This is a genomic window from Ilumatobacter fluminis (genome assembly GCF_004364865.1).
GTDB lineage: Bacteria > Actinomycetota > Acidimicrobiia > Acidimicrobiales > Ilumatobacteraceae > Ilumatobacter > Ilumatobacter fluminis.
Genome location: NZ_SOAU01000001.1, coordinates 2192174 through 2218683, shown reverse-complemented (window position 1 = coordinate 2218683; position 26510 = coordinate 2192174). Strand labels below are relative to the sequence as shown.

Annotated in this window: 23 protein-coding genes; 5 read left to right on the top strand and 18 right to left on the bottom strand. The window is 68.7% G+C overall.

The genetic code is table 11. The features are described 5' to 3' along the window. The first annotated feature begins 237 nt into the window (after positions 1–237). Entirely contained in the window at positions 238–7641 is a 7404-nt protein-coding gene (locus BDK89_RS10085; RefSeq protein ID WP_133868829.1) for a prealbumin-like fold domain-containing protein, read from the top strand. A gap of 218 nt (positions 7642–7859) precedes the next feature. Next, positions 7860–8165 (top strand): WhiB family transcriptional regulator, encoded by a 306-nt coding sequence (locus BDK89_RS10080; RefSeq protein WP_243839138.1) that lies wholly within the window; start codon positions 7860–7862, stop codon positions 8163–8165. Here BDK89_RS10080 and BDK89_RS10075 read toward each other — a convergent pair. Further along, complete coding sequence (locus tag BDK89_RS10075; protein WP_133868828.1) at positions 8154–8987, bottom strand: 50S ribosomal protein L11 methyltransferase; 834 nt, start codon at positions 8985–8987, stop codon at positions 8154–8156. The genes BDK89_RS10080 and BDK89_RS10075 overlap by 12 nt on opposite strands. Continuing rightward, a complete protein-coding gene (locus BDK89_RS10070; RefSeq protein WP_133868827.1) occupies positions 8987–9505 on the bottom strand; it encodes a gamma carbonic anhydrase family protein in 519 nt (172 codons plus the stop codon). The genes BDK89_RS10075 and BDK89_RS10070 overlap by 1 nt, the downstream gene beginning before the upstream one ends. 92 nt (positions 9506–9597) lie before the next feature. Between BDK89_RS10070 and BDK89_RS22115 the strand changes: the two genes are divergently transcribed. Both BDK89_RS22115 and BDK89_RS10060 read left to right on the top strand, forming a co-directional pair. Then, positions 9598–11172: a hypothetical protein gene (locus BDK89_RS22115; RefSeq protein ID WP_208294024.1), complete on the top strand. Its 1575-nt coding sequence runs from the start codon at positions 9598–9600 to the stop codon at positions 11170–11172. Positions 11173–11219: 47 nt separating this feature from the next. Beyond that, on the top strand, positions 11220–12005 hold the full coding sequence (locus BDK89_RS10060) for an enoyl-CoA hydratase-related protein (protein ID WP_133868826.1): 786 nt from the start codon (positions 11220–11222) through the stop codon (positions 12003–12005). A gap of 4 nt (positions 12006–12009) precedes the next feature. On the opposite strand, the gene BDK89_RS10055 is transcribed toward BDK89_RS10060, so the two are convergent. The 7 genes from BDK89_RS10055 to BDK89_RS10025 form a co-directional block, all read right to left on the bottom strand. Then, entirely contained in the window at positions 12010–12459 is a 450-nt protein-coding gene (locus BDK89_RS10055; protein ID WP_166657504.1) for a GNAT family N-acetyltransferase, read from the bottom strand. A gap of 31 nt (positions 12460–12490) precedes the next feature. Beyond that, positions 12491–12994 (bottom strand): hypothetical protein, encoded by a 504-nt coding sequence (locus BDK89_RS21750; protein WP_166657503.1) that lies wholly within the window; start codon positions 12992–12994, stop codon positions 12491–12493. Between the two features lie 81 nt (positions 12995–13075). Beyond that, complete coding sequence (locus BDK89_RS10045; protein WP_243839137.1) at positions 13076–14674, bottom strand: FAD-dependent thymidylate synthase; 1599 nt, start codon at positions 14672–14674, stop codon at positions 13076–13078. A 66-nt stretch (positions 14675–14740) separates the two neighbouring features. Further along, the gene (locus BDK89_RS10040; protein ID WP_133868823.1) at positions 14741–15316 is read right to left on the bottom strand and encodes a diacylglycerol kinase family protein; all 576 of its coding nucleotides are present in this window, start codon (positions 15314–15316) and stop codon (positions 14741–14743) included. Beyond that, positions 15313–17919: a DEAD/DEAH box helicase gene (locus tag BDK89_RS10035; RefSeq protein WP_166657502.1), complete on the bottom strand. Its 2607-nt coding sequence runs from the start codon at positions 17917–17919 to the stop codon at positions 15313–15315. The genes BDK89_RS10040 and BDK89_RS10035 overlap by 4 nt, the downstream gene beginning before the upstream one ends. After that, positions 17916–18719, bottom strand: a complete 804-nt coding sequence (gene tatC / locus BDK89_RS10030) for a twin-arginine translocase subunit TatC (RefSeq protein WP_133868821.1) — start codon at positions 18717–18719, stop codon at positions 17916–17918. The genes BDK89_RS10035 and tatC overlap by 4 nt, the downstream gene beginning before the upstream one ends. A gap of 5 nt (positions 18720–18724) precedes the next feature. Continuing rightward, complete coding sequence (locus BDK89_RS10025; protein WP_166657501.1) at positions 18725–19219, bottom strand: Sec-independent protein translocase subunit TatA/TatB; 495 nt, start codon at positions 19217–19219, stop codon at positions 18725–18727. Positions 19220–19277: 58 nt separating this feature from the next. On the opposite strand from BDK89_RS10025, the gene BDK89_RS10020 reads away from it, so the two are divergent. Further along, positions 19278–19997, top strand: a complete 720-nt coding sequence (locus tag BDK89_RS10020) for a glycerophosphodiester phosphodiesterase (RefSeq protein WP_166657500.1) — start codon at positions 19278–19280, stop codon at positions 19995–19997. 29 nt (positions 19998–20026) lie between these two features. Here BDK89_RS10020 and lepB read toward each other — a convergent pair whose 3' ends face one another. From lepB to BDK89_RS09975, 9 genes are read right to left on the bottom strand one after another with little or no spacing between them, the layout of a single operon-like run. Continuing rightward, the gene (gene lepB, locus BDK89_RS10015; protein WP_133868818.1) at positions 20027–20677 is read right to left on the bottom strand and encodes a signal peptidase I; all 651 of its coding nucleotides are present in this window, start codon (positions 20675–20677) and stop codon (positions 20027–20029) included. Between the two features lie 48 nt (positions 20678–20725). Beyond that, positions 20726–22084 carry a Pup--protein ligase gene (gene pafA / locus BDK89_RS10010; RefSeq protein ID WP_133868817.1) on the bottom strand — a complete coding sequence of 453 codons (1359 nt, stop codon included), beginning with the start codon at positions 22082–22084 and terminating at the stop codon, positions 20726–20728. A 36-nt stretch (positions 22085–22120) separates the two neighbouring features. After that, complete coding sequence (locus BDK89_RS10005) at positions 22121–22918, bottom strand: 5-oxoprolinase subunit C family protein (protein WP_133868816.1); 798 nt, start codon at positions 22916–22918, stop codon at positions 22121–22123. Continuing rightward, positions 22915–23517, bottom strand: coding sequence for a 5-oxoprolinase subunit PxpB (gene pxpB, locus BDK89_RS10000; RefSeq protein WP_133868815.1), 603 nt, complete (start codon positions 23515–23517; stop codon positions 22915–22917). Before pxpB ends, BDK89_RS10005 begins: the two co-directional genes overlap by 4 nt. A 2-nt stretch (positions 23518–23519) precedes the next feature. Continuing rightward, complete coding sequence (locus tag BDK89_RS09995; protein ID WP_133868814.1) at positions 23520–24281, bottom strand: LamB/YcsF family protein; 762 nt, start codon at positions 24279–24281, stop codon at positions 23520–23522. A 9-nt stretch (positions 24282–24290) separates the two neighbouring features. After that, positions 24291–24824 (bottom strand): hypothetical protein, encoded by a 534-nt coding sequence (locus BDK89_RS09990; RefSeq protein ID WP_133868813.1) that lies wholly within the window; start codon positions 24822–24824, stop codon positions 24291–24293. After that, positions 24796–25476: a proteasome subunit alpha gene (prcA, locus tag BDK89_RS09985; protein WP_133868812.1), complete on the bottom strand. Its 681-nt coding sequence runs from the start codon at positions 25474–25476 to the stop codon at positions 24796–24798. The genes BDK89_RS09990 and prcA overlap by 29 nt, the downstream gene beginning before the upstream one ends. Beyond that, positions 25473–26291 (bottom strand): proteasome subunit beta, encoded by an 819-nt coding sequence (prcB, locus tag BDK89_RS09980; RefSeq protein WP_166657499.1) that lies wholly within the window; start codon positions 26289–26291, stop codon positions 25473–25475. Before prcB ends, prcA begins: the two co-directional genes overlap by 4 nt. Positions 26292–26300: 9 nt before the next feature. Beyond that, positions 26301–26498 (bottom strand): ubiquitin-like protein Pup, encoded by a 198-nt coding sequence (locus BDK89_RS09975; protein ID WP_133868810.1) that lies wholly within the window; start codon positions 26496–26498, stop codon positions 26301–26303. Positions 26499–26510: the final 12 nt, after the last annotated feature.

The following is a 26510-nucleotide window of genomic DNA, read 5'->3' as shown; positions in this document are numbered from 1 at the left end:
GTTTGACCCAGAGGATGGTAACGACCACTCTGCGTCGACAAGACCGAAGAAAATCACCCGTACTGTCGCTAAATCCTTGGACGAACCGGGGCGCCTCGGAGTTGACTAGGTGGTGCTCAACGAAGACGCGACGCGGCGGGACTGCGTCGAACGATGCAGAGGTGATCAGACATGAGTGCAGCGGCGGAACGCGGTGGCCTTCGGGGTCGACTGCGGCTTCTCCTTTCGATGGCGATGGTGACGGCGACAGCCGTCGTCATCTCGCCGTTCTCGCCGACCCCGGTGGCCACGGCTGCCGGCCCGGTGAGCGAGGACTTCAGCAACGGCTACGCCACCAACAGCGGCAGCGGCTGGCCGAACGGGTCCGCCTGGGACGAGTCGGGCGACAACGACTCACCCAACAGCGGCACCATGTCGATCGTGTCCGGAGCGCTCGAGTTCGACGATCTCGACAGCGACTCGATCAGCCGTGATCTCGACCTGACCGGTTTCGCCCCGGGCGCGACCTTCAGCTTCGAGCTCGTCGACGAGCAGGCCGAGGGTTCGAGCGAGTCGCTCGTGTTCGAGTTCAACCCGGACGGCCCGGTCGGCTGGCAGACGATTGCGTCCACCCCGAACTCGCCCGACGGCACACGGTTGTCGTACGTGTTGCCGTCGGCTGTGCTGACGGACGGCGTGTTCCGCATCCGTGGCGGCGACACCGGTTGGCAAGGCGGCGACGAGATCACCATCGACGACCTCCTGTTCGCCGACTACGTCGCCAACCCCGACCTCGACGCCTCGTGCGGCATCGACGTCGAGATCATCCTCGACGAGTCCGGCTCGATCGACTCCGAGGGTGCGATTCCCGAAGTCGAGGGCGCGGTCCGCGCGTTCGCCCAGGGCCTCGCCGGCACCACGTCGTCGCTCCGGTTCATGGAGTTCTCCACCACCGGGCGTGACGCCACGATCGGTGGCACGAATGCACTTCAAGAAGTCGACGCGGCACTGCTCGGCGACATCGACGCCTACCTGAACGGCACCGGCCCGACCGGTGACGTCACCACCTACTCGCCCGGCGACAACACCTCCGACAACCTCAACTTCACCAACTGGGAAGCCGGCCTCGACCGAGCCCAGCCGAACAACGCCGACCTCGTCGTGTTCATCACCGACGGTGTGCCGAACACCGTCGGCACCGTGAGCCCCTCCAACAACAACGGTGGCGGTTCCGATGCCTCGGCAGCCGCCGCCTTCGAAGAAGCGGCCGCCGTGCGCGCCGCCGGCACCAAGCTGCTCGGCGTCGGTGTGGGCCAGGTGACCAACACCGGCAACCTCGAGCGCCTCGAAGAGCTCGTCGAGCCGAACGGCGCCCAGACCTGGGAGGGCACCGGCACGCTCGACATCAGCACCGTCGACGTGATCTCCGTCGAGAACTTCGAAGATCTCGACGACGCGCTCCGGCAGGTCGTGTTCGCGCTCTGCTCGCCGTCGGTCTCGATCACCAAGGTCGACCAGAACGGTGACGCCGTCGCCGGACTCGACTTCACCGGCACCGTGAACATCGCCGAAACCGGCGAAGCGATCGACGAGTTCGAGTGGGTCAGCCCCGTCACAGGCCTCGCCTCCTCCGTCGGTGTCACCCAGACCGACACGACGACCGGCTCCGGCTCCACCCTCTTCCAATGGGTGCCCGGTACCGTCGCCGATCCCGAACCGTGGGCGTCGACGTTCACGTTCACCGAGAGCCTGACCGGCGACTTCGCCGGCTGGACGCTGCCCGCCCAGCAAGACGCCTGCTCCGTCGACCGCCTGCTGTCGACGCCGGCACCCGACGGTTCGATCTCCGAAACCATCGAGGTCGACCTGATCGCCTCCGGACCCGACGGCAACGGCCTCGTCACGTTCTCGCTCCAGGAGAACGGCCAGACCTTCGAGATCGGCAAGGGCGACATCGTCCGCTGCGAAGTCCAGAACCTCGAGCCTGCGACCATCACGATCGCCAAGGCGGTCGACAACGACGGCACCGACAACGACACGTTCGGCTTCACCGGCGACCTCGGTGCCTTCGACCTCGACGACACCGGCACCGACACCGAGAGCTTCACGGTGGCCCCCGGCACCTACACCGTCACCGAGTCGGACCCGACCTCGCAGTCGTACGAACTGACGGGCATCGCGTGCGGCAACGTCACCGGCACCGCCGGCGGCACCGCCGACCTCGCCAACCGCAGCGTCGAGATCGACGTCGAAGCCGGCTCGGCGATCACCTGTACCTTCACCAACACCGAGGTGCCGGCAGCCGACCTGCAGATCACGAAGAACCCGTCGCCCGACACGTTCCCCGAACAGGACGGCTCGGTCACCTACACGGTGACGATCACCAACCCCAACGGCGCGGACAACCCGATCGACATCACCGCGATCACCGACAGCGCCACCCTCAACGGTGGATCCGCGGTCGGCGTGAACCTCCTCGGAGCGTTCCCGCAGCCCTACCCGGGCGGTTCGGTCACCGCCAGCACCTGCCCGGCGCTGAGCGGCACCACCGTCGGCGACGCATCGGTCGACTGCGAGTTCACGGTGGCCTTCACCGACCGCAACGCCGGAGACGACATCGACGACACCGTCACGGTCGCCGGTACCGACACGCTCGGCAACCCGATCCAGCGGACGGCGTCGGCCGAAGTCGACGTCACGCCGGTCCCGCCGTCGATCCTCGTCGACAAGCAGAACAAGGCCGGCGAGGCGGTCGTCGCCCCGGGCGGCACCGCCACCTACACCGTGACGGTCACCAACAACGGCACCGTCGAGGACGTCACCCTGACCGGCGTCTCCGATGTCGTGACCGTCGGCGGTTCGACGATCGCCACCCCCGACCTGACATCGAACGCCGCTCCCCTGGTGTCCAACACGTGCACCGACCTGGTCGGCACCGTGCTCGCTCCGACGGAGTCGTACTCCTGTGAGTTCGCGATCACGGTGTCCGGCCTCGCACAGGGTGACGTGCTGCTCAACACCGTCACGGTGACGGGCGAGGACGACGACCCGACGCCACAGACGACCGAGGACGACGACCCCGCCGAGCGCACCGTGCTCGGTGAGCCGCCCGCCATCACCGTCGACAAGTCCGACAACGACGAGACGATCGCCGAGCCCGGCGAGAGCATCGTCTACGACATCGACATCACCAACGAGAGCACGACCGAAGCGGTCACGATCACCGAGATCACCGACGAGGTGTACTTCACCCCCGATGGGGGCAGCCGTGCACTCGCCGGCACCGTCACGATCACCTCGGGTTCGGTGAGCTTCGTCGAGGCCAACGCCAGCGGCGTGACCCTGGTCGGCACGACCTGCGACGCGGACGATGCCGACGGCGGCATCGGCTCGGTCCTCGCGATCAGCGGCGACGCCGGCGACAGCACGTCGTGCAGCATCACGCTGAACCTGCCCGGCAACGCCGGCGACGACTACGACGACAAGGTGGTCGTCAAGGGCGTCGACGAGACCCAGGACCCGGTCGAGGCGGAGAACACCGCTGAGACCCCGGTCGTCGACGTCGAGCCGACGATCCTGGTCGACAAGTCGGCCAACCCGACCAGCGTCCCCGAATACGGCCCCGAGGCTGCTCGCACGGTGACCTTCACCGTCGTCGTCACCAACGACAGCGTCAGCACCGATCCGTTGACGATCACCTCGCTCGAGGACAGCGACTTCGGCGACCTGTTCGACGCCGGCAACACCGCCGTGACCTCCAACACTTGCGGTGCGCTGCAGGGCACGGTCCTCGCTCCCGGTGCCTCCAGCGCCCCGTGCACGTTCACGGCGGTTCTTTCGGGCACCGTTGCCACGCCGCACCAGAACACGGTGACCGTCCAGGGCACCGACGACGAGGGCAACACGGCGGTCGACGACGACGACGCACAAGTCGACTTCACGAACGTCGACCCGACCATCGACGTCACCAAGACCGCCATCGACCCCGTGTCGAAGACCGTGCCCGAGTTCGGCGACGACGTCATCTACGAGGTCACGGTGACCAACACCTCCGGTGAACCCGTCACCATCACGAGCCTCGTCGACGACAAGTTCGGCGACCTCGACGGCCAGAACGACTGCGCCATCGGCACCGAACTCGCCCCGACCGAGACCTACACCTGCACCTTCACGGGCTTCGTCGCCCAGGACCAGGTGAACACTCCCCCGACGTCGACGAGCCACGTCAACGTCGTGACGGCGAAGGCCGTCGACGACGAAGGCACCGAGGTGACCGACTTCGACGACGAGACCATCACCTTCACGCCGGAGCCGCCGCAGATCGAGGTCACCAAGACCGACGACGACGCCACGGTCCCCGAGCCCGGCGGCCCGGTCGAGTACGACATCACGATCACCAACCCGGCCGACGCGCTCGAGAACATCGTCGACATCACGACGCTGACCGATCAGGTCACCATCGTCGAACCGGCGGCGATCCTCACCTACGACCTGCTCGGCGCGACGCCCGACGGCCGACTGACCGCCAGCGACTGCGCGACCCAGATCGACGCTGCGCTGCCGCTCGTGCCTGGCGAGAGCGTGAGCTGCACGTTCACGCTCGACCTGTCCGACCTGACCGCGCAGTCGGTGTCCGACATCGTCACCGTGGTCGGCGTCGACAACGACGGGCAATCCGACGACGACACCGACACCGAGGAGACGCCGATCACCGACGTCGCGCCGGCGGTCCAGATCGTCAAGACGGCGAACCCGATCGTCATCGACGCAGGCGACTCGACGACCTACTCGTTCGAGATCACCAACCTGTCGAGCATCGAACCGCTCTTCATCGTCGATCTCGACGACGACATGTTCGGCTCGCTGAACGGTCTCGACGCCAACTGCGGTTTCAGCGTCGAGACGCCCGTCGAACTCGCCCCGAACGGGGAGGCGGGTGACTCGATCACGTGCGTGATCGAGCTGACCCCCGACTTCGTCAACGACGGTGTCGACGGCGTCCACACCAACGTGGCCACCGTCACCGCCGCCGACGACGAGATCCTGAAGAGCCTCGACGGTGAGGATCCGATGGACTTCGTCACCGACGACGACGACGCGCAGGTGTACGCCAACGCCGACATCGTCTTCGACAAGGTCGTGAACGACGACGACACCTCGTTCGTCGACGGCGTCTGGACGATCGCCTACGACATCGCCGTCGAGAACATCGGCCTCAGCCCCGCCGACTACGACATCGTCGACGAACTGAACTTCGGCGACGGCGTCACCGTCACCTCGACCCAGGCGACGGGTCCGGTCACCGTCAACACCGACTTCGATCCCGACCCGGATTCGCCCTCGTTCGACAACGAGCTCGTCTCCGACGTCGAGCTCGCGGCCGGAGTGACCCACACCTACCGAGTGACCGTCACCGCGACGGTCGCCGACGCACCGGCCGGCGCCGGGGCGTGCAACCCGGACGGCACCACCGCCGGCGGCTTCCTCAACATCGCGACGGTCTCCGTCAACGATGAAGCACAGCCCCCGGTCTCGGACTGTGAACCGTTCAGCACCCTGACCCTGAACAAGGTCCTCGTCAACGACGACGGCGGCAACGCCGGCTACGACGCCTTCTCGATGACCGCTACCCCGTCGCAGGGCGGCGCGGCGATCCTGGACGGCACGACGAGCGTCACCGGCGCCATCCCCGCCGGCGACTACGACCTCGCCGAGCCGGCCCTGGCCGGCTACAGCTCGAGCGGGTGGACCTGCTCGACCGTCGAGGGAGCGGTCACCGTCGAGAACGGCACCGCGACGACCGGTTCGATCTCGATCGCCGACGGCGACGACGTCACGTGTGAGATCACGAACGACGACGACCCTGTCGACCTCGAGCTCACCAAGAGCGACGGCGGAGCCACCGCCGTCGCCGGCGGCGACCCGTTCCCCTACACGATCACCATCGAGAACATCGGCACCCGCGCCGTCGACACCGACGAAGACGTCGTGGTCGTCGATGCGCTGCCGAGCGGCTTCGAGTGGGTGTCGTTCCCCGACGACGCCCTCGAGTTGCCGGTGTGCGCCGTCGACGGCACCGATCCCAGCGTCCTGCGCTGCGACGTCGACCCCGCCGACCTCGGCGTCGGCGAGCAGGTCGTCATCCAGACGACGGTGCGGGCGCTGCCCGACACCCCGGGCGGCACCTACACCAACGTTGCCTGGGTCACCACCGACGACGATCCGGTCTGCGACCCGCAGGCCCAGGATTGCGACCCGACGTGTGAAGAATCGTGCACGCCGCCGCCGTGCCCCGATGGCGACGTGCCCGGCAGCAACGTCGGCTGTGACGACACCCCGGTCGTGCACGAAGGCGAACTCGAGATCGTCAAGGTCGACGACGTCGACTTCACGGTGATCAACGGCGACACCTTCAGCTACGACCTCTCGGTGAGCAACACGGGCCCCTCGCCCATCACCGACGTCGTCGTGACCGACGATCTGCCCGACGGCCTCACGCTCGAGAGCGTCTCGGCGAACCCGGCCCATTGGACGTGCAACGACACCGACCCGATCTCGTGCACGTACAACACGCCGCTCGCCGCCGGCCCTGCGGCCTCGTCGATCACCGTCACGGTGACCGTCGACGATGATGCGATCTTCGCCGACGACACGATCGTCAACGTCGCCGTGGCCAACGGCGATCTCGACGACGAGCCGTTGCCGCCGGTCGACGACGACGAGGAGACACCGCTCGAGCGGACGCTCGACGTCAAGCTGCTGACCACCGACTGCCTGAACGACGCACCGTTCATCACCTACGAGATCGACGCCGTCGGTTTCGTCCCGACCGGTGACGTCACCTTCCGTCTGTACGACGCCGACGACAACCTCGTCGACACGATCGTGCAGTCGGGGCTGTCAGGTCGGTTCGTCTACCCGGGCGCCGCCGTGGACGGAGCGGGCAACGGCATCGACTGGCCGGGCTGGAAGCTGGAAGACGGCGTGTGGGTCCTCGACGACTCCGACGCCATCCTCCGTGACGGCCTCCGGGTCGAGGTCGAGGTCAACCCCTCGGTCACGACCTCGGTCGAGTACCCGCCGGCCAGCTCGGCCTGCGCCGACCCGACGCAGACGTCGGCCGACCTCTCGATCGAGAAGACGGCCAGCGTGGCGATCGTCGCCGTGGGTGACGGCACCGGCGCCGAGGCGTTCGACTGGACACTCGACGTCGCCAACGCCGGCCCCGACCCGGCGGTCGACGTGGTGGTGCAGGACATCATTCCGTCGGTCCTCACCATCACCGGTGTGTCGTCCGACTACTTCGACTGCTCGACGAGCGGCCAGACCGTGACGTGCACGCGTGGCACGATGCCGGTCGGCGGCGCCGGCTCGATCACGATCTCGGTGTCGCTGCCCGACAGCGCCGTCGCGGGCCCGATCGAGAACGTCGGCAGTGTCGAGTCGAACGTGCCCGATCCCGACCTGTCGAACAACAGCGACGATGCCGTGGTCGACGTGGTGTCGCAGGAGCCGCCGGTCACGCAGGCGCCGCCTCCCGTGACCCTCCCGCCGACGGGTTCGAACGGCACCAGCCCGATGATCCAGATCGGCCTGCTGCTGCTCGCGGTCGGAGCGATCGGTGTCGTCGGCGCACGTCGCCGACGGGGCATCGCCGGCTGAGCCGAGCTGGCCCAACCGAGCCGGCTGAACCGACAGAAGGGGTCGATTTCCGTGAGGAATCGGCCCCTTCGTCGCGTCCGGACGTGCCCGTCACACGGCTTCACCACCTCTTTGCAGAGTGCAATTGACTGCCCGATCAGTTGCCCGTATCGTGCCCCTTGCTGCCGGGCTCGCCCGGCCGATCGGTAACCATCGAGGTGAAACGTGGGGGCACGTTCGTGGCATCAATCGACATCATCAGCACCCGGGAACAGACCGACGACGCCTGGATGGCGACGGCGGCGTGCAAGGGGCTGACGCACCTGTTCTTCCCGACGCCGGCCGAGCGGCCGCAAGCTCGGGAACGACGTGAGGCAGCCGCCCGTGAAGTGTGTGCCGGCTGTCAGGTCCGGGCGACGTGCCGCGACTTCGCTCGCGACGAGCACGAGTACGGATTCTGGGGTGGCGAGTCAGAGGACGAACGGCACGCTGCCGGGTTCCGCCTGATCGCCCCGATCGGCGTCCGAGCCCGCTCAGCCAGCTGACGAGTCGGTCGCTCCGGCGACCAACTCCACCGCAGCCCAGGCGTCGACGACGTCGGTTCGGGTCACCACGAGTGGAGCGAGCGCCTCGATCACGTGGTCGTGCCGCTCCGCGAGAATGCCGCTGATCACCAGCCGGCCCGCGGGTGCCAGCACCCGGCGCAGGTCGGGCGCCAACGCAACGAGTGTCGGTGCCAGGATGTTCGCGACGACCAGGTCGAACGGTCCGTCGATCTCGGCAAGCGGCGTACACGACGCATCGATCCGGCTGCCGACACCGTGTCGAGCGGCGTTGTGATCGGTGGCTTCGCGTGCGGCCTCGGCGACGTCGATCGCCACCACACTGCTCGCTCCGCGCTCGACCGCCACGATCGACAGCACGCCGGTGCCGCAACCGACGTCGAGCACTCGATCGCCGGGGCGCACGGCTCGCCAGACGGCGTCGGCCGACAGTCGCGTCGTCGGGTGATCACCCAGCCCGAACGACCCGGCCGGCTCGATCTCGATGACGGTCCGACCCGGACGGAGCGGGGCATCCGACCACGCCGGTCGGATCTCCAACTCGTCGTTGACCTCGATCGGCACGGCGAACTCGCGCCACGTTTCTGCCGGCGTGTCGTCGACGTCGACGAATGCGACGTTCCAACCGGCCGGCAGTGACCCGAGACGCTCGGTCGACACCTGATCGTCGGCCGCCAGCACCGTCCGGAAGACGACACGATCACCGTCGTCGCGCTCCTCGATCGCCGACGCGCCGGCGGCCCACAGCCGGTCGGTGGCGAGATCGGCGTCGTGCGCGGGCACGACGAGTTCGACCACCCGCATCAGTCGAGGCGCCGAAGTTCGTTCCGGAAGCGCTCGGCACGCTGCACGTACGCCTCGACGCCCATCGTGATCACCTCACGGCGAGCCCGCCCCTCCTTGATCGTGGCCGGTGACCCGACCGCGATCGCACCCGACGGAACGTGCGTGCCGTTGAGCAGCACACTGTTCGCGGCGACGATCGCCCACGACTCGACCTCGACCTCGTGGAGCACGATCGAACCGTTCCCGACGAGCACGTCGTCGTGGATGTGGCACGCCTCGAGATGCACGATGTGGCCGACGACGCACCGATCACCGACGACCGTCGGGATCTGCGGTGTGGTGTGGAGCACCGACCCGTCCTGAACACTCGACTCGGCCCCGATCCGGATCTCGCCCTCGTCGCCTCGCAGGACCGCGCACGGCCACACCGAACTCCGTGACCCGATCGTGACCGAGCCGATGATCACCGCGTCGGGGTGCACGAAGGCGTCGCCGGCGATGGAGGGTTCCTGGTTGCCGAGTGCGTAGATGGGCATCGCGGCGAGGGTACCGGACGACGTCGTTCTGCCTGCATCCGATGCCCATCTCAATGGTGCGGAGCGGTCTGGAGGCGATACCGTTGCACCCCATGTCCCGACGGATCGATATCGAACTCACCAGCGCGCTCGACGACGGCGCCTGGACGTGGCGCGCCGCTGGCGCGAAGCAGCCCAAGGGCACGCTCGACGGATCGATCCTGCCCGACGGCGCGAAGGTCGGCGACGAGCTCAAGGTCGAGGTCGAGCAGCACATGGACGGCCTCAGCATCTTGTCCGTCGTCCAGGGCCGCCAGAAGTCCGACAAGGGCGACGTGCTCGAGATCCTGCCGTCGGAGCGCGAGTTCCAACCGGTCGTCGAGACGCGCGCCAAGCGCGAGCGTGGTGAGCGGCGTGGCGGCGACGGCCGTGGACGTCGACCCCGCCGCGATCGCGACGATCGCGGCGGCCGCGACGGCGACAACCGTCGTGGTGACGGCGAACGGCGCGGTGGCGGCCGCAACCGTCGCGGCCCGTCGTTCACGCCGCCGCCCGAAGTCCCGCAGCGTCCGAAGCCGAAGCGCCTCCGCCCCGGCAAGGCGCACCGTAACGAGGTCCTCCAGGAGCTGCCCGAGGAGCAGCGCCCGATCGCCGAGCTCGCCCTGCAGGGCATGCCGGCGGTCCGTCAGCGCCTCCGCGAAGAGAACGAACGTGCGACCAAGGACGGTCGCGCTCCGATGCCCGAAGCGTCGGTGCTGAAGCTCGCCGAGGAACTGCTGCCGCGCCTGCGCGTCGCCGAGTGGCTCGATCGCGCCGAGGCTGCCAAGCAGCAGATGGCCGAGCTCGATCTTCGCGACCTGCGCAGCGTCGTCGCCGCGGCGAACGACCCCATGGTCGCCCGTGACGATTCGACCAAGGAACTCATCGACGAGATGCGCGCCGCACTCGTCACCAAGCAGGAGCAGGAACTGCAGCTGTGGTTCGGCGACGTCGATGCCGCGCTCGCCGTGGGTCGGGTCGTGCGTGCGTTGCGCCTGTCGTCGCAGCCGCCCAAGGCCGGTGTGGTCTTCCCCACCGAGATCTCGCAGCGTCTCGTCGACAGCACGAACGCCTCGCTCGCACCGATGGACAGCCCCGATCGTTGGATCGCGATGCTCGAGGCCGCCGCGTTCTCGCCGATCCGGAGCCAGGTCCGTCCCGCCCGCAAGCCCGACACCGTGAACGACGACCTGTTGGCCACGGTCAAGCGGCTCGCGCCGGCGCTGCCGCAGGTCGCCGAGCTGTTCGAGATCGAGGTCGACCCGAAGGCTCCGATGCCGAAGCCGCTGCGCCCCGGCCCGAACCGCAAGGGCAAGAAGCAGGCGGCCAAGCAATCGGCTCGCCCCGCGAAGCAGTCCGCCAAGGGTGACCAGCAGAAGGGCCGTGCGCCGAAGGCCGATCAGCCCGAGCAGACCGCGCCGGCACCGACCGCGCCCGAGGCCGAGGAGCCGACAACCGACGCACCCGCACCGGCTGCCGAGGCGCCGGCTGCCGAGGCTCCCGTCGAAGCAGCCGCCGAGGCTCCTGCTGCTGACGAGCCGGCTGCCGAGGCGCCGGCGGCCGAGGCTCCTGCGGCCGACGCTGCTGACGAGCCGGCTGTCGAGTCCCCTGCGGCCGACGCTGCTGCCGAGGAGCCGACCGAGGGCTGACGCTCCGGTTGGGCTCGCCCGACCGCTGCTCAATACGATCGTCGCCCATGAGCGACGTCGTCACTTTCGAGGCCCGTGAGCGGGTCGGCATCATCACCCTCAACCGTCCCGAGGCCCGCAACGCCGTCAACGGCGACGTGGCTCGCGGGGTGGAGGCCGCCATCGACCAGTTGGAGGACGACGACTCGCTCTGGGTCGGCATCATCACCGCCAACACCGAGGGTCAGGAGCGTCCGGTGTTCTGCGCCGGCGCCGACCTGAAGGCGATCAACAGCGGACAGGCAGGCGACCTCGCCACCGCCAAGGGCGGCTTCGGCGGGTTCGTCTACCGCGAGCGCAAGAAGCCGATCATCGTGGCGGTCGACGGCCTCGCCACCGCGGGCGGCTGTGAGATCGTCCTGGCGGCCGACCTGGTCGTTGCGAGCGAGCGTTCGGCGTTCGGGCTCGCCGAGGCCAAGCGCAACCTGGTGGCCGGCGCCGGCGGGCTCTTCCGCCTCCCCCGTGCGATCGGGCAGGCAGCGGCGATGGAGGCCATCCTCACGGGTGAACCGATCCCTGCCAAACGCGCCTACGACCTCGGCCTCGTGTCGCGGCTCACACCGGCAGGCGAGGCGCTGGCGGAGGCGGAGCGGCTCGCCGGCCAGATCACGGCGTGCGCTCCCCTCGCCGTCTGGGAGTCACGCAAGGTCGTGCTCGCCGCCTTCACCAAGGACGACGACGAGCTGATCGACATGACGAACAAGGCGTTCGGGGTGGTGCTCGGCTCCGAGGACACCAAGGAGGGCCTCGAGGCCTTCATCGAGAAGCGCCAACCGAACTGGAAGGGTCGCTGACCCGTCAGTCGACGTCGCCGATCGCGGCCGAGAGGGTGATCCGCTTGGCCGTGATCGCGGCGCGTTCGTACAGGTTCTTCGTGTCGCGATCGCCGGGCAGGGCTTCGGCCTCGATGCGACGTGCCCCGCGCGCCACGCCCCGATCGATGGCTGCGGCGAGCAAGGCGTCGCCGAAGCCGACCTCGCGCGCTCCCGGGTGCACGAACACGTCGTCGATGTAGAGGACGTCGACGTCGACGTGGAATCGGAGGTAACCGATGCTGACGTCGTCGATCACGCCGACCACGACATCGCCGGCATCGACCGACGGCCACGCCGGCGACTGCGCCGGGTGACGCGCGAGCCACAGGTCGCCGCCGCGCTGGCCGGGCAGGTGCTCCCGGGCCGTCGACTCGAGCCAGACGAGTTCGGGGACGTCACGGGGTATGGCGTCGCGGACGACAGGATCGATCACGGTCGGGATCCCCTGATCGACGGTCGGCCCGTCAGGTGAAGATCGGGCAGTCGTCGTCCTCGATCGGGCACCCCGGCGCGTTCGCACGCACGAGGAGGAAGCAGTTGGTGCAGAGCTGCTCGTCGGCCCGCTTGGGCTGCAGCCCGTCGGGGCCCTCGGAGCGATCGTTGCCGGTGCTCGGACGAGGATCGTCGTCATCGTCGTCGTCATCGTCGTCGTCGTCGGACGCGACCATCCGGTCTTTCAGGATCGCATCGAGATCGGCCTCGACATCGTCGGGGGCGAGCATCTCGTCGTCGTCATCGTCATCGTCGTCGCTGCCCTTGCGCTTGCGGGCACGTGACGTCTTCTCCGATTCCTCGTCGTCCTCGTCCTCGTCATCGTCGTCGTCGCTCGATTCGTCATCGTCGCCGTCGAAGTCGTCGCCGTCTTCGTCGTCGTCCATGTCGTCATCGTCGTCGCCGTCGAAGTCGTCGTCTTCGAGCTCGTCGTCGTTGTCGTCGGTGGTCTCGTCGAGCTCTTCGTCGTCAGCCATCTTGGTCCCTCAGGTCGTGGTACGCGGCCGGATACTAGGCCTCATGGGCCGAAACCCACGCATACCATAGTGTGACAGGCGTCACATCGAGCGCCGCGACTCGGCACGCCGTTCTGCGGCGAGCCGTTCGAGCTCGGGCGCTTCGTGTGTCATGTGCGTCATCGCGGCGGCGACGGCGTGGTGGCCGGCCTGCTCGGCGATCGCCCGATGCATCGCCAATGCGACACGGCGGTACGACGGATGTCCCTGCGGGGCCGAACGCAGCTCGAGCAGGTGGAACGCCTCGCGAGCGTTGAACTGCATCATGTACCGCAGCCGGTACGCCATCGAGACGGCGTACGACGCCTGCTCGGGGAACTGCGCCTTGATGTCGTCGTACAGGCGTGCCGAACGATCCATCGTCTCGTCGAACAGGCCGCCGACGCCCGCCTGCTCGACGAGCTCCGGTCGGGCGTAGCCGTGGTTCGGCGTCAGCGCCTGCCATTCGATCGTGAGCATGCGGTGGCGCTGGAGGTCGCGGAACGCGCCGTAGTCGGACAAGATGTCGAAGCGGTAGTCGACCCGCTCGAACGCCCGGCCCGGCTTGTGGCGTCGGTTCGCTCGGTCACCGACGTAGGCGCGCAGGATCGCCGCCCGCTCGTCGACACCGAGGTTGCGGACCCGTTCGAGCAACACCGTCTCCGGAAGGTGGCTGTGGCTGTAACAGATGGCGGCGAGCAGTTTGTCTTCCGCCTCCGGGTCGAAGTCGACCAGGGAGACCTCCGGCACCGATTCGTTCGGCACCTCGCCGAACAGCCGGCCGACGAGTTCGGCCGTGTCACCACGGGTCGATGCGAGGTAGTCGGACCACTGGCCACCGCGGTCGGGCAGGTCGACGCGCCGCAGGAAGCTCGGGATCACCTTCCGGAGCTCGTGGAGCATCAGATCGGCGTACTGCTGCGCCTCCGGGAGCGGGTGCGACCGCATCCGGAGGAGCAACGCCTCGAACGCCTGCCCCGTGCCGTAGATGCCGACGTTCGACAACGAGGCGGCGGGCAGCATGCCACGGACGGCATCGAGCGCTTTCGCACGCGTCGCCGTCCGGTACACGAAGTCGCTGTCGTCGGGGTCTTGCGGGACCGTGTCGCGGACGTGTTCGGTGACCGTGTTGACCGCCGTCGAGTAGGCGTCGAACATGCGGTCCATGTCGCCGACGTACCGCGTGCCGAGCGAACTCGACAGGAGCGCCGGGTCGCGGTAGAACCGGTATCGCCCACCGAGGCGAGCGTCGTAGCCGATGTAGCGCGTGCTCTGCTCGAGGTAGCTCATCAGCCGACCCCACTCGAGGATCTTGGTCAGGATGTTCGACGCCTGCTCGCACGCCAGGTGGACGCCACCGAGCTGGGCGACGGAGTCGTCGCCGTACTCGAAGAACACCCGCTCGTACAGCTGCTCGGCCCGATCGAGTCCGATCGTCGCGTCGATCGTCTCGTCGCCGTCGATTACGAGATCGTTCACGAACTCGTCGAGGAAGAGACGACGCAGACTCTTCGGGCTCCGGCTGTACCGAGCGAACAGGGCACCCTTGACGACCTCGGGCAGATTGACCAAGGCGAACACCGGTCCGTCGAGATTCGTGAAGTAGCGCCGAAGGACGTCGGACTCGTCGCTGGTGAACTCCTCGGGCACGTACACGGTCACGGGACGACATGGTAGGAGCCGAGCACCCCGCTCCGGAGGATCTTCGTCCAGCCCCTGGTGAGGGGCTCAGAACAGCACGGTGAAACGGTCGGCCAGGCACCGAACCGTCAGGGTTCGCGTCGAGCCGACGTGCTCGCCGTCGACCCAGACCCGGTGGGCGCGATCGAACTCCCACCGTCGGTCGGTGATGCGACCGACCTCGATGTCGGGGTGTGGGACGTGGGTCCCTGCCGGCAACCGACTCCGTGCAGCCCAACGGGCCCGCACGGACATCCCCGCCGCACACTCGACGACGTCGAGGCGCCCGTCGTTCGGGTGCGCTCGGGGCGCCACGTTCCACTCGCCGAGGTGATCGACGTTCATGCACGCGACCACTCGCCCACGCCACCACGACCGCCGGGCGACGACGTGGGCGACACCCAGCAACGGTTGCCCGTCGTCGAGCACGACCTCGATCGCGTCGAGTTCGACCTGCTGCACCGGATCGCGTGGCGGCGGCGACCCGAGGCTCCGGAACACGTCACCGCCGGCGAGCCCGATCGGTCCGTCGGCAGCGGCGAGCGCACGGTCGGACGCAGCGACGGACAGATCGGCCGGTCGCGGCACCTCACTCCCCCACGGCTCGCCTCGCCGGATGGTCACGGGCCGACCACCGACGAGTCGGCGACGACGCCACGGCGAGCCGCCTCGACCGCTCGTCGCGCCGCCGACCGTGTACCGGAGTCGGTGGCGACGTATCCCAGCTGGCCGAGCAGGTCGACGAGCTGCTTCGTGGTGCGCACGAAGTCACCGCCCGTCAGGTCTTCCTCGGCGACGATGTCGGCGAATCCCTCACCGCCGACCCAGGCGTACGCGATCGCCAGGAAGCCCGGATCGGGCGCCCGGTGCTCCGAGAGGCCGTGGCGGCGCTCGTCGGCCGCCAACCGGTCGCTGATCTCGGCGAGCTGTTCCCACCGCCGTCGTACCTCGTCGTTGGGGAACCACGGCCGAGGCGGGTCGTCGGGCGACCGGTGCTCGTACACGATGCACGACACGAGACCGGCGAGCGATGCGTCGTCGAGCCCGTCGAACACCCCGGCGAACATCGCCTCGCTCACCAGCAGATCGGACTCGTGGAACAGGTTCGACAACGCGTCGCCGCGCTCGGTGAGGTGCCAGGCTGCGGCGTCGACGTAGCCACGTTGTTCGAGGATGTCGAGCACGGCGTCGAACTCACGGCCGAGCGAGGAGTTGCGTTGCTCGACCCGCTGCTCGAGCGAGTCGATCTCGGCGGCGGTCTTGTCGGCGCGTTGCGCCGCCTCGAGCCGCTGCCGGAGTTCGGGATCGTCCTCGACCGGATGACGAGCGGGTCCGGTGGTGCCGGCACGCCGCCGGCCACCGCGCAGCTTCGCTCGCTTCAGGCGCTTGCCGACCTCGTCGCGGTAGTCCTTGCGGTTCGGCGAGTAATGACCCGGGAGCACGATCGTGCCCATCGGATCGACCGGAGCGTCGAAGTCGTCGGCCGACAGTCCGATCGAGTGGCCGCTCGGCGTGATGACCGTGACCTTGATGCCGCCCGACCGGTGAGCGGTGGCGACCACCGCCGCCGGGCCGAAGTGCTTGCCCTTGTCGACGTGGATGACCTCGCCCGGGCGCAGTGCGGCCAGCGACTCGTCGATCGGGCCGCGCACGGTGCCGTCGGCGGTGTGCGTGCGGCGATACTCGTCGATGTCGCCGAACGGGCTCGCCGCCTGGTCGCGCAGCTCGGTCAGCCGCTCGCGCTGACGCTGCAGCCGTCGTTCGATGCGGACGATGTCGCGGTCGGCCTGGTGCTGGGCGAACGAGAGGGTGAGCAGCTGGCGGGCCCGATCGCGATCGTAAGTGCGCACCAGGTTGGCGACCATGTTGAACGTCGGGCGGAACGCCGAACGCAGATGGAAGCTCCGGCTGAGCGCCAACTCGGCGACGTCGTCGAATCGGACGAACGGGCTCCACAGCACCACGGCGGCGCCGCGGTCGTCGATGCCCCGCCGCCCGGCGCGCCCGGTCAGCTGCGTGAACTGGCCCGGCGACAACGTCTCGTGCCGGTCGCCGGTGTACTTCGTGAGCTTCTCGATGACGACGGTACGTGCCGGCATGTTGACCCCGACCGCCAACGTCTCGGTCGCGAACACGACCTGGAGGAGACCTTCGACGAACGCCTGCTCCACGACCTCCTTGAACGGTGGCACGAGACCGGCATGGTGCGAGGCGACGCCGGCGTCGAGCTGACGGAGGAACTGCTCGTACCCCAACACGTCGAGGTCGTCGTCGTGCAGGCCGGCCAGACGGTCCGCCGCGATCTCCCGGATGCGCTCCTGGTGCTCGGGCTCGCTGAACGACATCCCACTGTCGACGAGGTTCTGAGCCGCGGCGTCGCACTGGGCACGGCTGAAGATGAAGTAGATCGCCGGGAGCAGGTTGCGGTCGGCGAGGGTGGCCACGACCTCTTCGCGAGACGGTGTCGCCAGTTTCCGTTCGCCGCTCCCGCGCGGCGTGCGGTCGCGACGGCGCCGACCTCCGAAGCGGACGCCGCTGGCATCGATCCGGATCGCGTCGCGGTTGGGTTGCCCATCGACGATCGTCGGCATGAAGCGGAGACGGCCGTTGGTGCGATCGGCGACGAAGTAGAACTGGTCGAGCTCGACCGGCCGGCGCTGCTCGACCACCACATGGGTGGGTCCTCGAACCGTGGTGATCCACTCACCGAGGTCGCGGGCGTTGCTCACCGTCGCCGACAAGCACACCAGCTGCACGTGCGCCGGCAAGTGGATGATGACCTCCTCCCACACCGGCCCCCGGTACTCGTCCTGGAGGAAGTGGACCTCGTCGAGGACGACGACGCCGAGCGTGGTGAGGTCACGCCCGGCGTAGATCATGTTGCGGAGCACCTCGGTCGTCATCACGACGATCGGCGCGTCGCCGTTGATCACCGTGTCGCCGGTCAGCAGGCCGACCGACTGATCGCCGTGGAGCGCACACAGATCGCGGTACTTCTGGTTCGAGAGCGCCTTGATCGGCGCCGTGTAGAACGCTCGGCGGCCCGACCGCAGCATGGTCTCGACCCCGTACTCGGCAACGACCGTCTTGCCGCTCCCGGTGGGTGCGGCGACGATCACGTGCTGGCCGTCGTCGAACGCGTCGAGCGCCTCGACCTGGAACCGGTCGAGTTCGAACGGGTAGCGCTCGACGATCGCTCGACGGAAGCTGCCCGGCACCGGACTCACTCCGGGTTCTTGCCCTGGACGATGCGACCGATCAGAACGGACAGCAGGTACAGCACCACCATCGGCACCGACAGCGCCAGCAACGAGATCGGGTCGCCGGACGGCGTGATCGCTGCGGCGAGCACGAACGTGCCGACGATCGCGTACCGCCACGCCTTGAGAAGGGTCCGCCACGACAGCACCCGCAGGAGCTGCAGGAACACGAGGAGCACCGGAATCGTGAAGCCGACACCGAACGCGACCACCATCAGCGTGACGAGCCGGATGTAGGCCTGCACCTGGAAGACCTGATCGACGTCCTCGCCCGCCCAGTCGATCAGGAACTCGAGGGCACGCTCGAGCGTCGTGAAGGCGATGAATCCGCCGAGGAGGAACAGCAGGCACGACGAGAGCACGAAGCCGAGCGCGTACTTCTTCTCGTTCTTGTGCAGCGCCGGCACGATGAACTTCCACAACTGCCAGAGCAGCACCGGAGCGGCCAGCACGATGCCCCCGTAGAAACCGACGCGCAGGCGGGTCGCGAGGCCCTCGACCGGGTCGAGGATGTTGAGCTTCACGTCGCCCGTCGACGGGTCGTAGGCGTCGCCGCAGTAGTCGGCGCCCCGGCGGGCGCACAGGTCGGCGTACGGGCCGGTCAGCACGTCGAAGACCCACTCCCAGGCGAGGACGACGATCACGACGCCGATGAGCACCGCCAGACCGGCCCGGATGATGCGCATCCGGAGCTCGGCCAGGTGCTCGACCAGCGTCATCTGTCCATCGGGGTTGGGGGCGCGCTCCTCGCCCCGGCGCAACGACACCACGGTCAGCTGGCCCCGTCGGTTCCGGTGTCGGCCGAGCGGTTGGGCGTCGGCAGGTCGCCGAACGCATCGCTGCCGGTCGGACCGGTGGGCGCGTCGGGCGGGGCGGGGCGGAACGGCATGTCGTCGGTCGGGACCGAGTCGGGATCGGCGGGGCGGAACGGCACGTCATCGGTCGGGACCGAGTCGGGATCGGCGGGCGCCAGGTTCATCGCGCCGGCCTCCGACATCTCGCCCGACTTGGGCTTCTCGTCTCGTTCGCCGTTCTGGAGCTTGGTGAAGTCGGCGGAGTCGCGGAGCAGGTCGGCGGTCTCCTTGACCTCCCGGACCGGTTCGTCGAGCACCGACCGGAACTCCGACTGGAAGCTGGAGGACATCTTCTTGAGCTCGCCGTACATCTGTCCGGCCTTGCGCATCGCCTCGGGCAGTTTCTCGGGACCGAGCACGACGAGCGCGAGCAGCAAGATGATGACGATCTCGCTGCCCTGGAAGTTGAACACGTTCGGCAGTCTAGGGACGTGGCGTCCCGGCCACCGCTCCTGGCAGACTGTCGATCTCGTGCAGCAACGTCTCCCGTCCCTGCTCCCCCACCAGATCCTGTTCGCCCACCGCGGCGCCCGCGCGCACGCGCCCGAGAACACCCTCGAGGCGTTCGAGCTCGGTTTGCGACTGGGCGCAAACGGTCTCGAGAGCGATGTCTGGGTCACCGCCGACGGCGTCCCCGTGCTCGACCACGACGGCGAGATCAAGTCGGGCTGGCTCCGCAAGCGCCCGATCGGCGAGCTGAAGCGCAGCGAGCTGCCCGAGCACATCCCGTCGCTGCTCGAGCTGTTCGACCGGTGCGGTACCGACTACGAGTTGTCGCTCGACCTCAAAGACGAGCACGCCGGCCCGGTCGTCATCGAGACGATCCGACTCCACCACCCCGACATGCTCGGCCGGACCTGGCTGTGCCACTGGGAGCTGCCGACGCTGCTGTCGCTCCGCCCCCTCGACGCCGATGTCAAGCTCGTCGACTCGACCCGTCTCCACCGGCTCGACGGCGGTCCCGAACGTCGTGCGGCGATGCTCGCCGATCACGGCATCGACGCGATCAACATGCGCGGCCCCGATTGGACGGGTGGCCTCGTCACACTCTTCCACCGCTTCGAGCGGGCGGCGTTCTCGTGGGACCTCCAACACGACCACGAGCTCGACAACGCGCTCCGCATGGGTGTCGACGGCGTCTACAGCGACCACGTCGATCGGATGTCGGACGCCGCTGCCCGGCTCGCCTGAGCCCGCTCAGCGGGTCGACACGCAGCGGCTCAGAGCCACTGCCAGTCGGCGCGTGGCCAGAACACCACGAAGGCCCGACCGACGAGGTCGTCGTAGGAGACGGCACCCAGCGCACGGCTGTCGTGGGAACCGGGCCGGTTGTCGCCCATGACGTACACGGCGTCGTCGGGGATGACGATCGGTTCGATCGCCGAACCACAGTTGCCGGGCGTCACCACCGTCGGGTCGAGGTAGGGCTCGTCGAGGCGTTGGGCCGGGACGTCGTCGGACGGATCGGTGTCGATCCAGACGACACAGTTCTCCATCCTTATCTCTTCCCCCGGGAGGGCGATGACCCGCTTGATCAGGTCGCGTTCGATCGCTCCGCTGATCTCGTGGAGCACGACGACGTCACCGCGACCCGGCTCGTGGAGCTGGTACGACATCTTGTTGACGAACACCCGGTCGCCGGGCGACAACGTCGAGTACATCGACTGTCCGTCGACCACGAAGTGCGCGAGCAGGAAGGTCCGCACGAGAATCGCCACGAGGAGCGCGACACCGACCACGACGACCCAGTCGAAGAAGGCGCGAGCGCCGGACGAGAGGCCGGTGCCGTCATCGGGCGCAGGCGGCTCGACGAGGGTGTCGGGCTCGGCGTCGTCGGAGTCGGCCCTGTCGGCGTCGTAGGTCTCGGTCACAGCGTCAGCAACGGTATCGGACGGTGTCCCGGGACGGGGCGCAGCGCCTCACAATGATTCGATGAGCTTTTCGACCCGTTCGTCACGGCTCTTGAACGGATCCTTGCAGAGCACCGTTCGCTGGGCCTGGTCGTTGAGCTTCAGGTGCACCCAATCGACGGTGTAGTCACGGCGACGTTCCTTGGCCCTTTTCACGAACTCGCCGCGGAGGCGGGCACGGGTGGTCTGGGGTGGGGTGTCGATCGCGGCCTCGATGTCGTCATCGCTGCAGACCCGCTCGACGAGCCCGCGATCCTGCAGCTTCGTGAACGGGCTGCGACCGCGGGTGACGTCGTGGTACTGCAGGTCGAGCAGCTGGACCCGTGCGTGGCCGAGCGGCAGGTCGTGGCGCTCCCGGAACGCCTCGAGCAGCTTGTACTTGATCACCCAGTCGACCTCGCGGTCGAGCTTGAGGGGGTCGTTCTCGAGCTGGGTCACGCAGTGCTCCCACATCTCGAGCGCCCGCTGTTCGAGCGGCGGGAAGCCCTGACTGTCGGCGTAGCGCAGGGCCCGGTCGAGGTACTCGCGCTGGATGTCGAGCGCACTCACCTCGCGACCGTTGGCCAGGCGGACCGTGCGGCGACAGGTGATGTCGTGGCTGATCTCGCGGATCGCTCGGATCGGGTTCTCGAGCGTCATGTCTCGCAGCACGACGTTCTGGTCCTCGAGCATCCGCAGCATGCAGGCCGCGGCGCCGACTTTCAGGAACGTGGCGTACTCGCTCATGTTCGAGTCGCCCACGATCACGTGGAGCCGCCGGTACTGCTCGGCGTCGGCGTGGGGCTCGTCGCGGGTGTTGATGATCGGTCGGCTGCGCGTCGTCGCCGAGCTGACGCCCTCCCAGATGTGCTCGGCGCGCTGGGCGATCGAGAACGTGGCGCCGCGGGCGGTCTGCAGCACCTTGCCGGCACCGGCGTAGATCTGACGGCTCACGAAGAACGGGATCAGGACCTCGGCGTAGTGGGCGATGTCGTCGCTGCGTCGGGTCAGGTAGTTCTCGTGGCACCCGTAGCTGTTGCCGGCCGAGTCGGTGTTGTTCTTGAACAGGTAGATCGTGCCGCGGATCGACTCTTCTTCGAGTCGCTGCTCGGCCGACTCGACGAGCGATTCGAGGATCCGCTCCCCTGCTTTGTCGTGGACCACGAGGTCGTACAGCGAGTCGCACTCGGGCGTCGCGTACTCGGGATGCGATCCGACGTCGAGATACAGACGGGCGCCGTTCTGCAGGAACACGTTCGAGGACCGGCCCCACGACACGACCCGGCGGAACAGATATCGGGCGACCTCGTCGGGGCTCAGCCGACGCTGCCCTCTGAGCGTGCACGTGACGCCGTACTCGCTCTCGAGTCCGAAGATCCGACGCTCCATGACCGCACCGTAACAGGAGCCGGTCGGCCCCGGTCCTCACGTGGCGCGGGTGAAGCGGACGGTGGTGCCGGCGGCGGCCTGGGCGACGACGGCGACGTCGTCGGGATGGACCACCGCCACGACCGGGTAGCCACCCGTGGTCGGATGGTCGGCCAGCATCATGATCGGGTCACCGTCGGGCGGCACCTGGATCGCGCCGCGGACCAGGCCTTCGCTCGGCAGCTCCGCACCCACGGTGCGGCGCAGCGAACCACCCGTCAGTCGGACGCCGACCCGGCTCGACGACGTCACCCGCCACGCAACGTGCGTCATCGACCGCACGACGTCGCCGTCGAACCAGTCGGCACGGGGACCCGGCAGCAGTCGGGCCCGCGACTCTCCGTGGCGGGTCGGGACGGTCTCGCCGTGTGGCGCCGACCGGGGTTCGGGACCGACTGCCAGCCGATCTCCCACTCGCAGTGCTGCGGGCCCGAGATGGCTCAGCGTGTCGGTCGAGCACGACCCCAGCACCGGCTCGACGTCGATCCCCCCACGAACCGCCAGGTAGTGCCACTGTCGCCCGCCGGCCGGCACCCGAACGGTCTCGCCGACGCCGAGGGTCCGGGCGACCGGCTCGAGGTCGCTCGCGATCGTCGCCGCCGTCACGGCCCGGACGACCAACCCGCCGACGGTCTCGAGCGCCGGGGCGTCGCCCTCGTTGCCCACGAGACGATTCACCACGGCCATCAGCGCCGGGTCGACGGCGCCGCTACGCGGCACACCGATGTGGGCCCAGCCGGCGCGTCCGCGATCCTGCACCGTCGTCAGCAGTCCGGCGTCGACCACCTCGATCATCGCGGCACGAACCTCACCGACGTACCCGGCGTGAGACGAGCCGGTGGTTCGGCGTGCACGTCGAACAGGACGACGTCGGTCCGCCCGATGAGGTGCCAACCACCAGGCGACGCCGTCGGGTACACGGCGCTGAATCCTGCGGCGATCGCGACCGACCCGGCGGGCACCCGGGTCCGCGGGGTGGCCCGTCGGGCGAGATGGAGCTCGGGCGGCAGCCCGTCGAGGTAGGCGAACCCCGGCGAGAACCCGCAGAACGCGACTCGGAAGGTGGCACCGGCATGTCGTTCGATCACGTCGGCGGTCGACAGGCCGGATCGTTCGGCGACCTCGGCGAGATCGTCCCCGTCGTAGACGACCGGGATCTCGACCGGTCGGGTGTCCCCCTGGTCCGCTTCGCGATGCTCGGCTGCCGAGAGCGCAGCGACGACGGTGTCGACCGCCTCCTGGCGATCGACCGTGATCAGCAGGGTCTCGGCCGCCGGGACGATGTCGACGACCCCGGCGAGGCCCAGCCGCCGTACCGCTTCCCCGACCACGGCCGGGGGTGCGTCGAGGTCCTCGACCAGGACGGCGCTCGGGCCCATCGGCAGGACGCGCATGACTACAGCGCGAACGCGTGGACGCCGACCTCGGCCATCTCGAGACCGGCCCGGACCGCACGAGCCAACTCGACCGCACCGTTGGTGTCGCCGTGGACACAGATCGAGCGGGCGTGCACCTCGACGTGGGTTCCGTCGATTGCCGTGACCCGACGTTCGGTGGCGACGGCGACCGCTCGTGCGGCGACGATGCTCGGGTCGGTGATGACGGCGTCGGGCTCCGAACGCGGCACGAGCCGACCGTCACCGAGGTATGCCCGGTCGGCGAACGCCTCCGGCACGGCTTCCATCCCGAGCGCGTCGGCGACGGCGAGCAACGGCGAGCCGGGCGCACCGAGGATCGCCATCGACGGATCGAACTCGTGGGCGGCGGTGGCGACCGCCTCGGCCTGGTCGTGATGCGTGACGCAGGCGTGGTAGAGCGCACCGTGCGGTTTCAGGTACTTCACGCCGGTTCCGGCGACCTGGGCGAACCCGTCGAGCGCACCGAGTTGGTACAACACGGCGTCGCGCAACTCGCCCGGATCGATGTCGATGAAACGACGGCCGAAGCCGAGCAGGTCGGGATACGACACCTGCGCCCCGATCGTCACGTTCCGCTCCGCAGCGGCATGGCAGACCCGGCGGAGCGTGCTCGGATCGCCCCCGTGGAACCCGCAGGCCACGTTGGCACTGGTGACCACGTCGAGCATCGCGTCGTCGTCACCGAGCGACCAGATGCCGTACGACTCACCGAGATCGGCGTTCAGGTCGATGGCGGGCACGGCCCCACCTTAGATCTCGGTGGATCGAGATGTGAGCGAACCGAGCGCGCTCCACAGGCCCATCACCGCGATCGCGACCGCTGCACCGATGCCGGTGCCGAGCAGGTTGGCCGCCATGTCGCTGCGCTCGACGGCCCGGGTGTCGCTCCAAACGCCTTGGCCCAGCTCGATGACGAGCGACGATGCGGCCACGGCGACGACGACGAACGGGGTCGCTCGCCATGACCACAGGGTGAGCACGGCGAGCACGGTGACCACGGCCCAGAGCACCACATGGACCACGGCGTCGGGCTGCGACGCCGCCTCGCCGGCCAGTTCGGCCGGCCGCCCGGCGAGATCGACCCGGTTCCAGAGCCGCTCGATGCGAGGGCCGAGCACCGTGCGCAGCACGCCGGGCGCTCGGTCGGAGAGCAAGAGCGCAGCGCTGAACAGCCCGGCCGCGAGCGCGCCGAGCGCGATGACGGCACGCAACCACCGGGGCGCCCGCGAGCGCGGGCCACCGAGGAGCGGTCGGTCAGCGACCGAGCGCTGCGACGACGTCACCCTCGGCGAGACGGTGGAAGCATCGGCGGCCGTTGCCACGCGACAACTGCGCCACCTCGAGCTCGCTCGTGGGCAGCTCCCGATCGGGCCCGGCGAGCGCCTCGACACCGATCCGGACGGCGTCGTTCAGATCGAGTCCGTCGGAGAACGATTCGGCCAGGCGACCCGAGATGGCCTCCGCATCGCCACCGAGCACCGCCGTGTCGCGCTGGTCCATGACGGTGCCGTCGTAGAGGATGTGGAACATCTGGTCGCCGTCGGGCTCGAGGCCGACCTCGGCGACGAGGATCTCGACCTCCATCGGCTTCATCTCGTGGGTGAACACGGTGCCGAGGATCTGCGCGTACTGGTTCGCGAGCGTGCGGGCGTCGACGTCGTCGCGCGAGTACTGGAACCCCTTCAGGTCGGCGGCGCGGATTCCGGCGACCCGGAGCTGGTCGAACTCGTTGTACTTGCCGACCCCGGCGAACGCGATGCGGTCGTAGATCTCGCTGACCTTGCGCAGCGTCTCGGACGGGTTCTCGGCGACGATCGCGATCCCGTCGCTGTAGCGGATCGCGACCAGCGCCCGGCCGCGCGCGATGCCCTTGCGCGCGTAGTCCGCGCGGTCTTTCATCACCTGCTCGGGTGCGACGTAGAACGGCATGCTCATGCGTCGTCACCTCCGAGCGCCGGGTCGGGTGCGGGCGGTGTGGTGCGCACGAGGACGTCGTCGGCGATGCGCCGGAAGCGCTCGGCCAGATCGTCGTCGCCGACCGGTTCCCAGCCGTCGGACGTGACCGTGGCGACGATCGGGTAGATGCCGCGCAGGGCATCGGGGCCACCCGTGGCCGAGTCGGCGTCGGCGGCCTCCCACAGCGACCGCACCGCCAGGTCGATCGCGTCGTCGCGCGTCATCGCCGAGCGGAAGCCGACCTTGATCACGGTGCTGGCGTGGAGGCTGCCCGAGCCGGTCGCGACGTACTCGCGCTCCTCGTAGCGGCCACCGGTGACGTCGTAGGCGAACAGACGCCCGACGTCGCGTCGCAGGTCGTACCCGGCGAACAGCGGCACGACGACCATGCCCTGCATGGCCGCCGGCAGGTTGCCGCGCACCATCATCGACAGCTGGTTGGCCTTGCCCTCGAGGCTGAGCGGTGAACCCTCGACCTTCTCGTAGTGCTCGAGCTGCAGCTGGAAGAGGCGGATCATCTCCATCGCCGGGCCGGCAGCACCGGCGATGGCGACGCCGCTGTACCGATCGGCCTGGACGACCTTCTCCATCGCCCGATGCGAGATCAGGTTGCCCGACGTCGCCCGGCGGTCGCCCGCCATGACGACACCGTCGGCGAAACGGAGTGCGACGCACGTCGTGGCGTGCGGCACGTCGATCTGACCGGACTGCTCGCCGTGGCCGGACAGGCCGACGCGCCGGAGCAGCTCCGGGAAGTTCGAACCCGGATCGTCACCGGGCTCGAAGAACGGCATCGACACGGACTACTGCCCGCCCTTCTGCACGTAGGACTTCACGAAGTCTTCGGCGTTGGTCTCGAGCACTTCGTCGATCTCGTCGAGCAGATCGTCGAGGTCGGCCTTCAGCTTCTCGCCGGACTCACTGACGGCGGGTTCGGCTTCTTCGACGGTCTCGTCGGTGCGGTCGCTTGTGGTCTTCTGCTTGTTGATGCGTTCTGCCATGAGGATGGCCTC

Bases quoted from the DNA above. Each gene is read 5' to 3' on its own strand.
- BDK89_RS10075 (WP_133868828.1), bottom strand. From the start codon at position 8,987: ATGCGGGTGGTCGAACTCGTCGTGCCCGCGCACGACGCCGATCTCGCC.
- BDK89_RS10070 (WP_133868827.1), bottom strand. From the start codon at position 9,505: ATGCCCATCTACGCACTCGGCAACCAGGAACCCTCCATCGCCGGCGAC.
- BDK89_RS22115 (WP_208294024.1), top strand. From the start codon at position 9,598: ATGTCCCGACGGATCGATATCGAACTCACCAGCGCGCTCGACGACGGC.
- BDK89_RS10060 (WP_133868826.1), top strand. From the start codon at position 11,220: ATGAGCGACGTCGTCACTTTCGAGGCCCGTGAGCGGGTCGGCATCATC.
- BDK89_RS21750 (WP_166657503.1), bottom strand. From the start codon at position 12,994: ATGGCTGACGACGAAGAGCTCGACGAGACCACCGACGACAACGACGAC.
- pafA (WP_133868817.1), bottom strand. From the start codon at position 22,084: ATGGAGCGTCGGATCTTCGGACTCGAGAGCGAGTACGGCGTCACGTGC.
- BDK89_RS10005 (WP_133868816.1), bottom strand. From the start codon at position 22,918: ATGATCGAGGTGGTCGACGCCGGACTGCTGACGACGGTGCAGGATCGC.
- pxpB (WP_133868815.1), bottom strand. From the start codon at position 23,517: ATGCGCGTCCTGCCGATGGGCCCGAGCGCCGTCCTGGTCGAGGACCTC.
- prcA (WP_133868812.1), bottom strand. From the start codon at position 25,476: ATGAGCATGCCGTTCTACGTCGCACCCGAGCAGGTGATGAAAGACCGC.
- prcB (WP_166657499.1), bottom strand. From the start codon at position 26,291: ATGCCGTTCTTCGAGCCCGGTGACGATCCGGGTTCGAACTTCCCGGAG.
- BDK89_RS09975 (WP_133868810.1), bottom strand. From the start codon at position 26,498: ATGGCAGAACGCATCAACAAGCAGAAGACCACAAGCGACCGCACCGAC.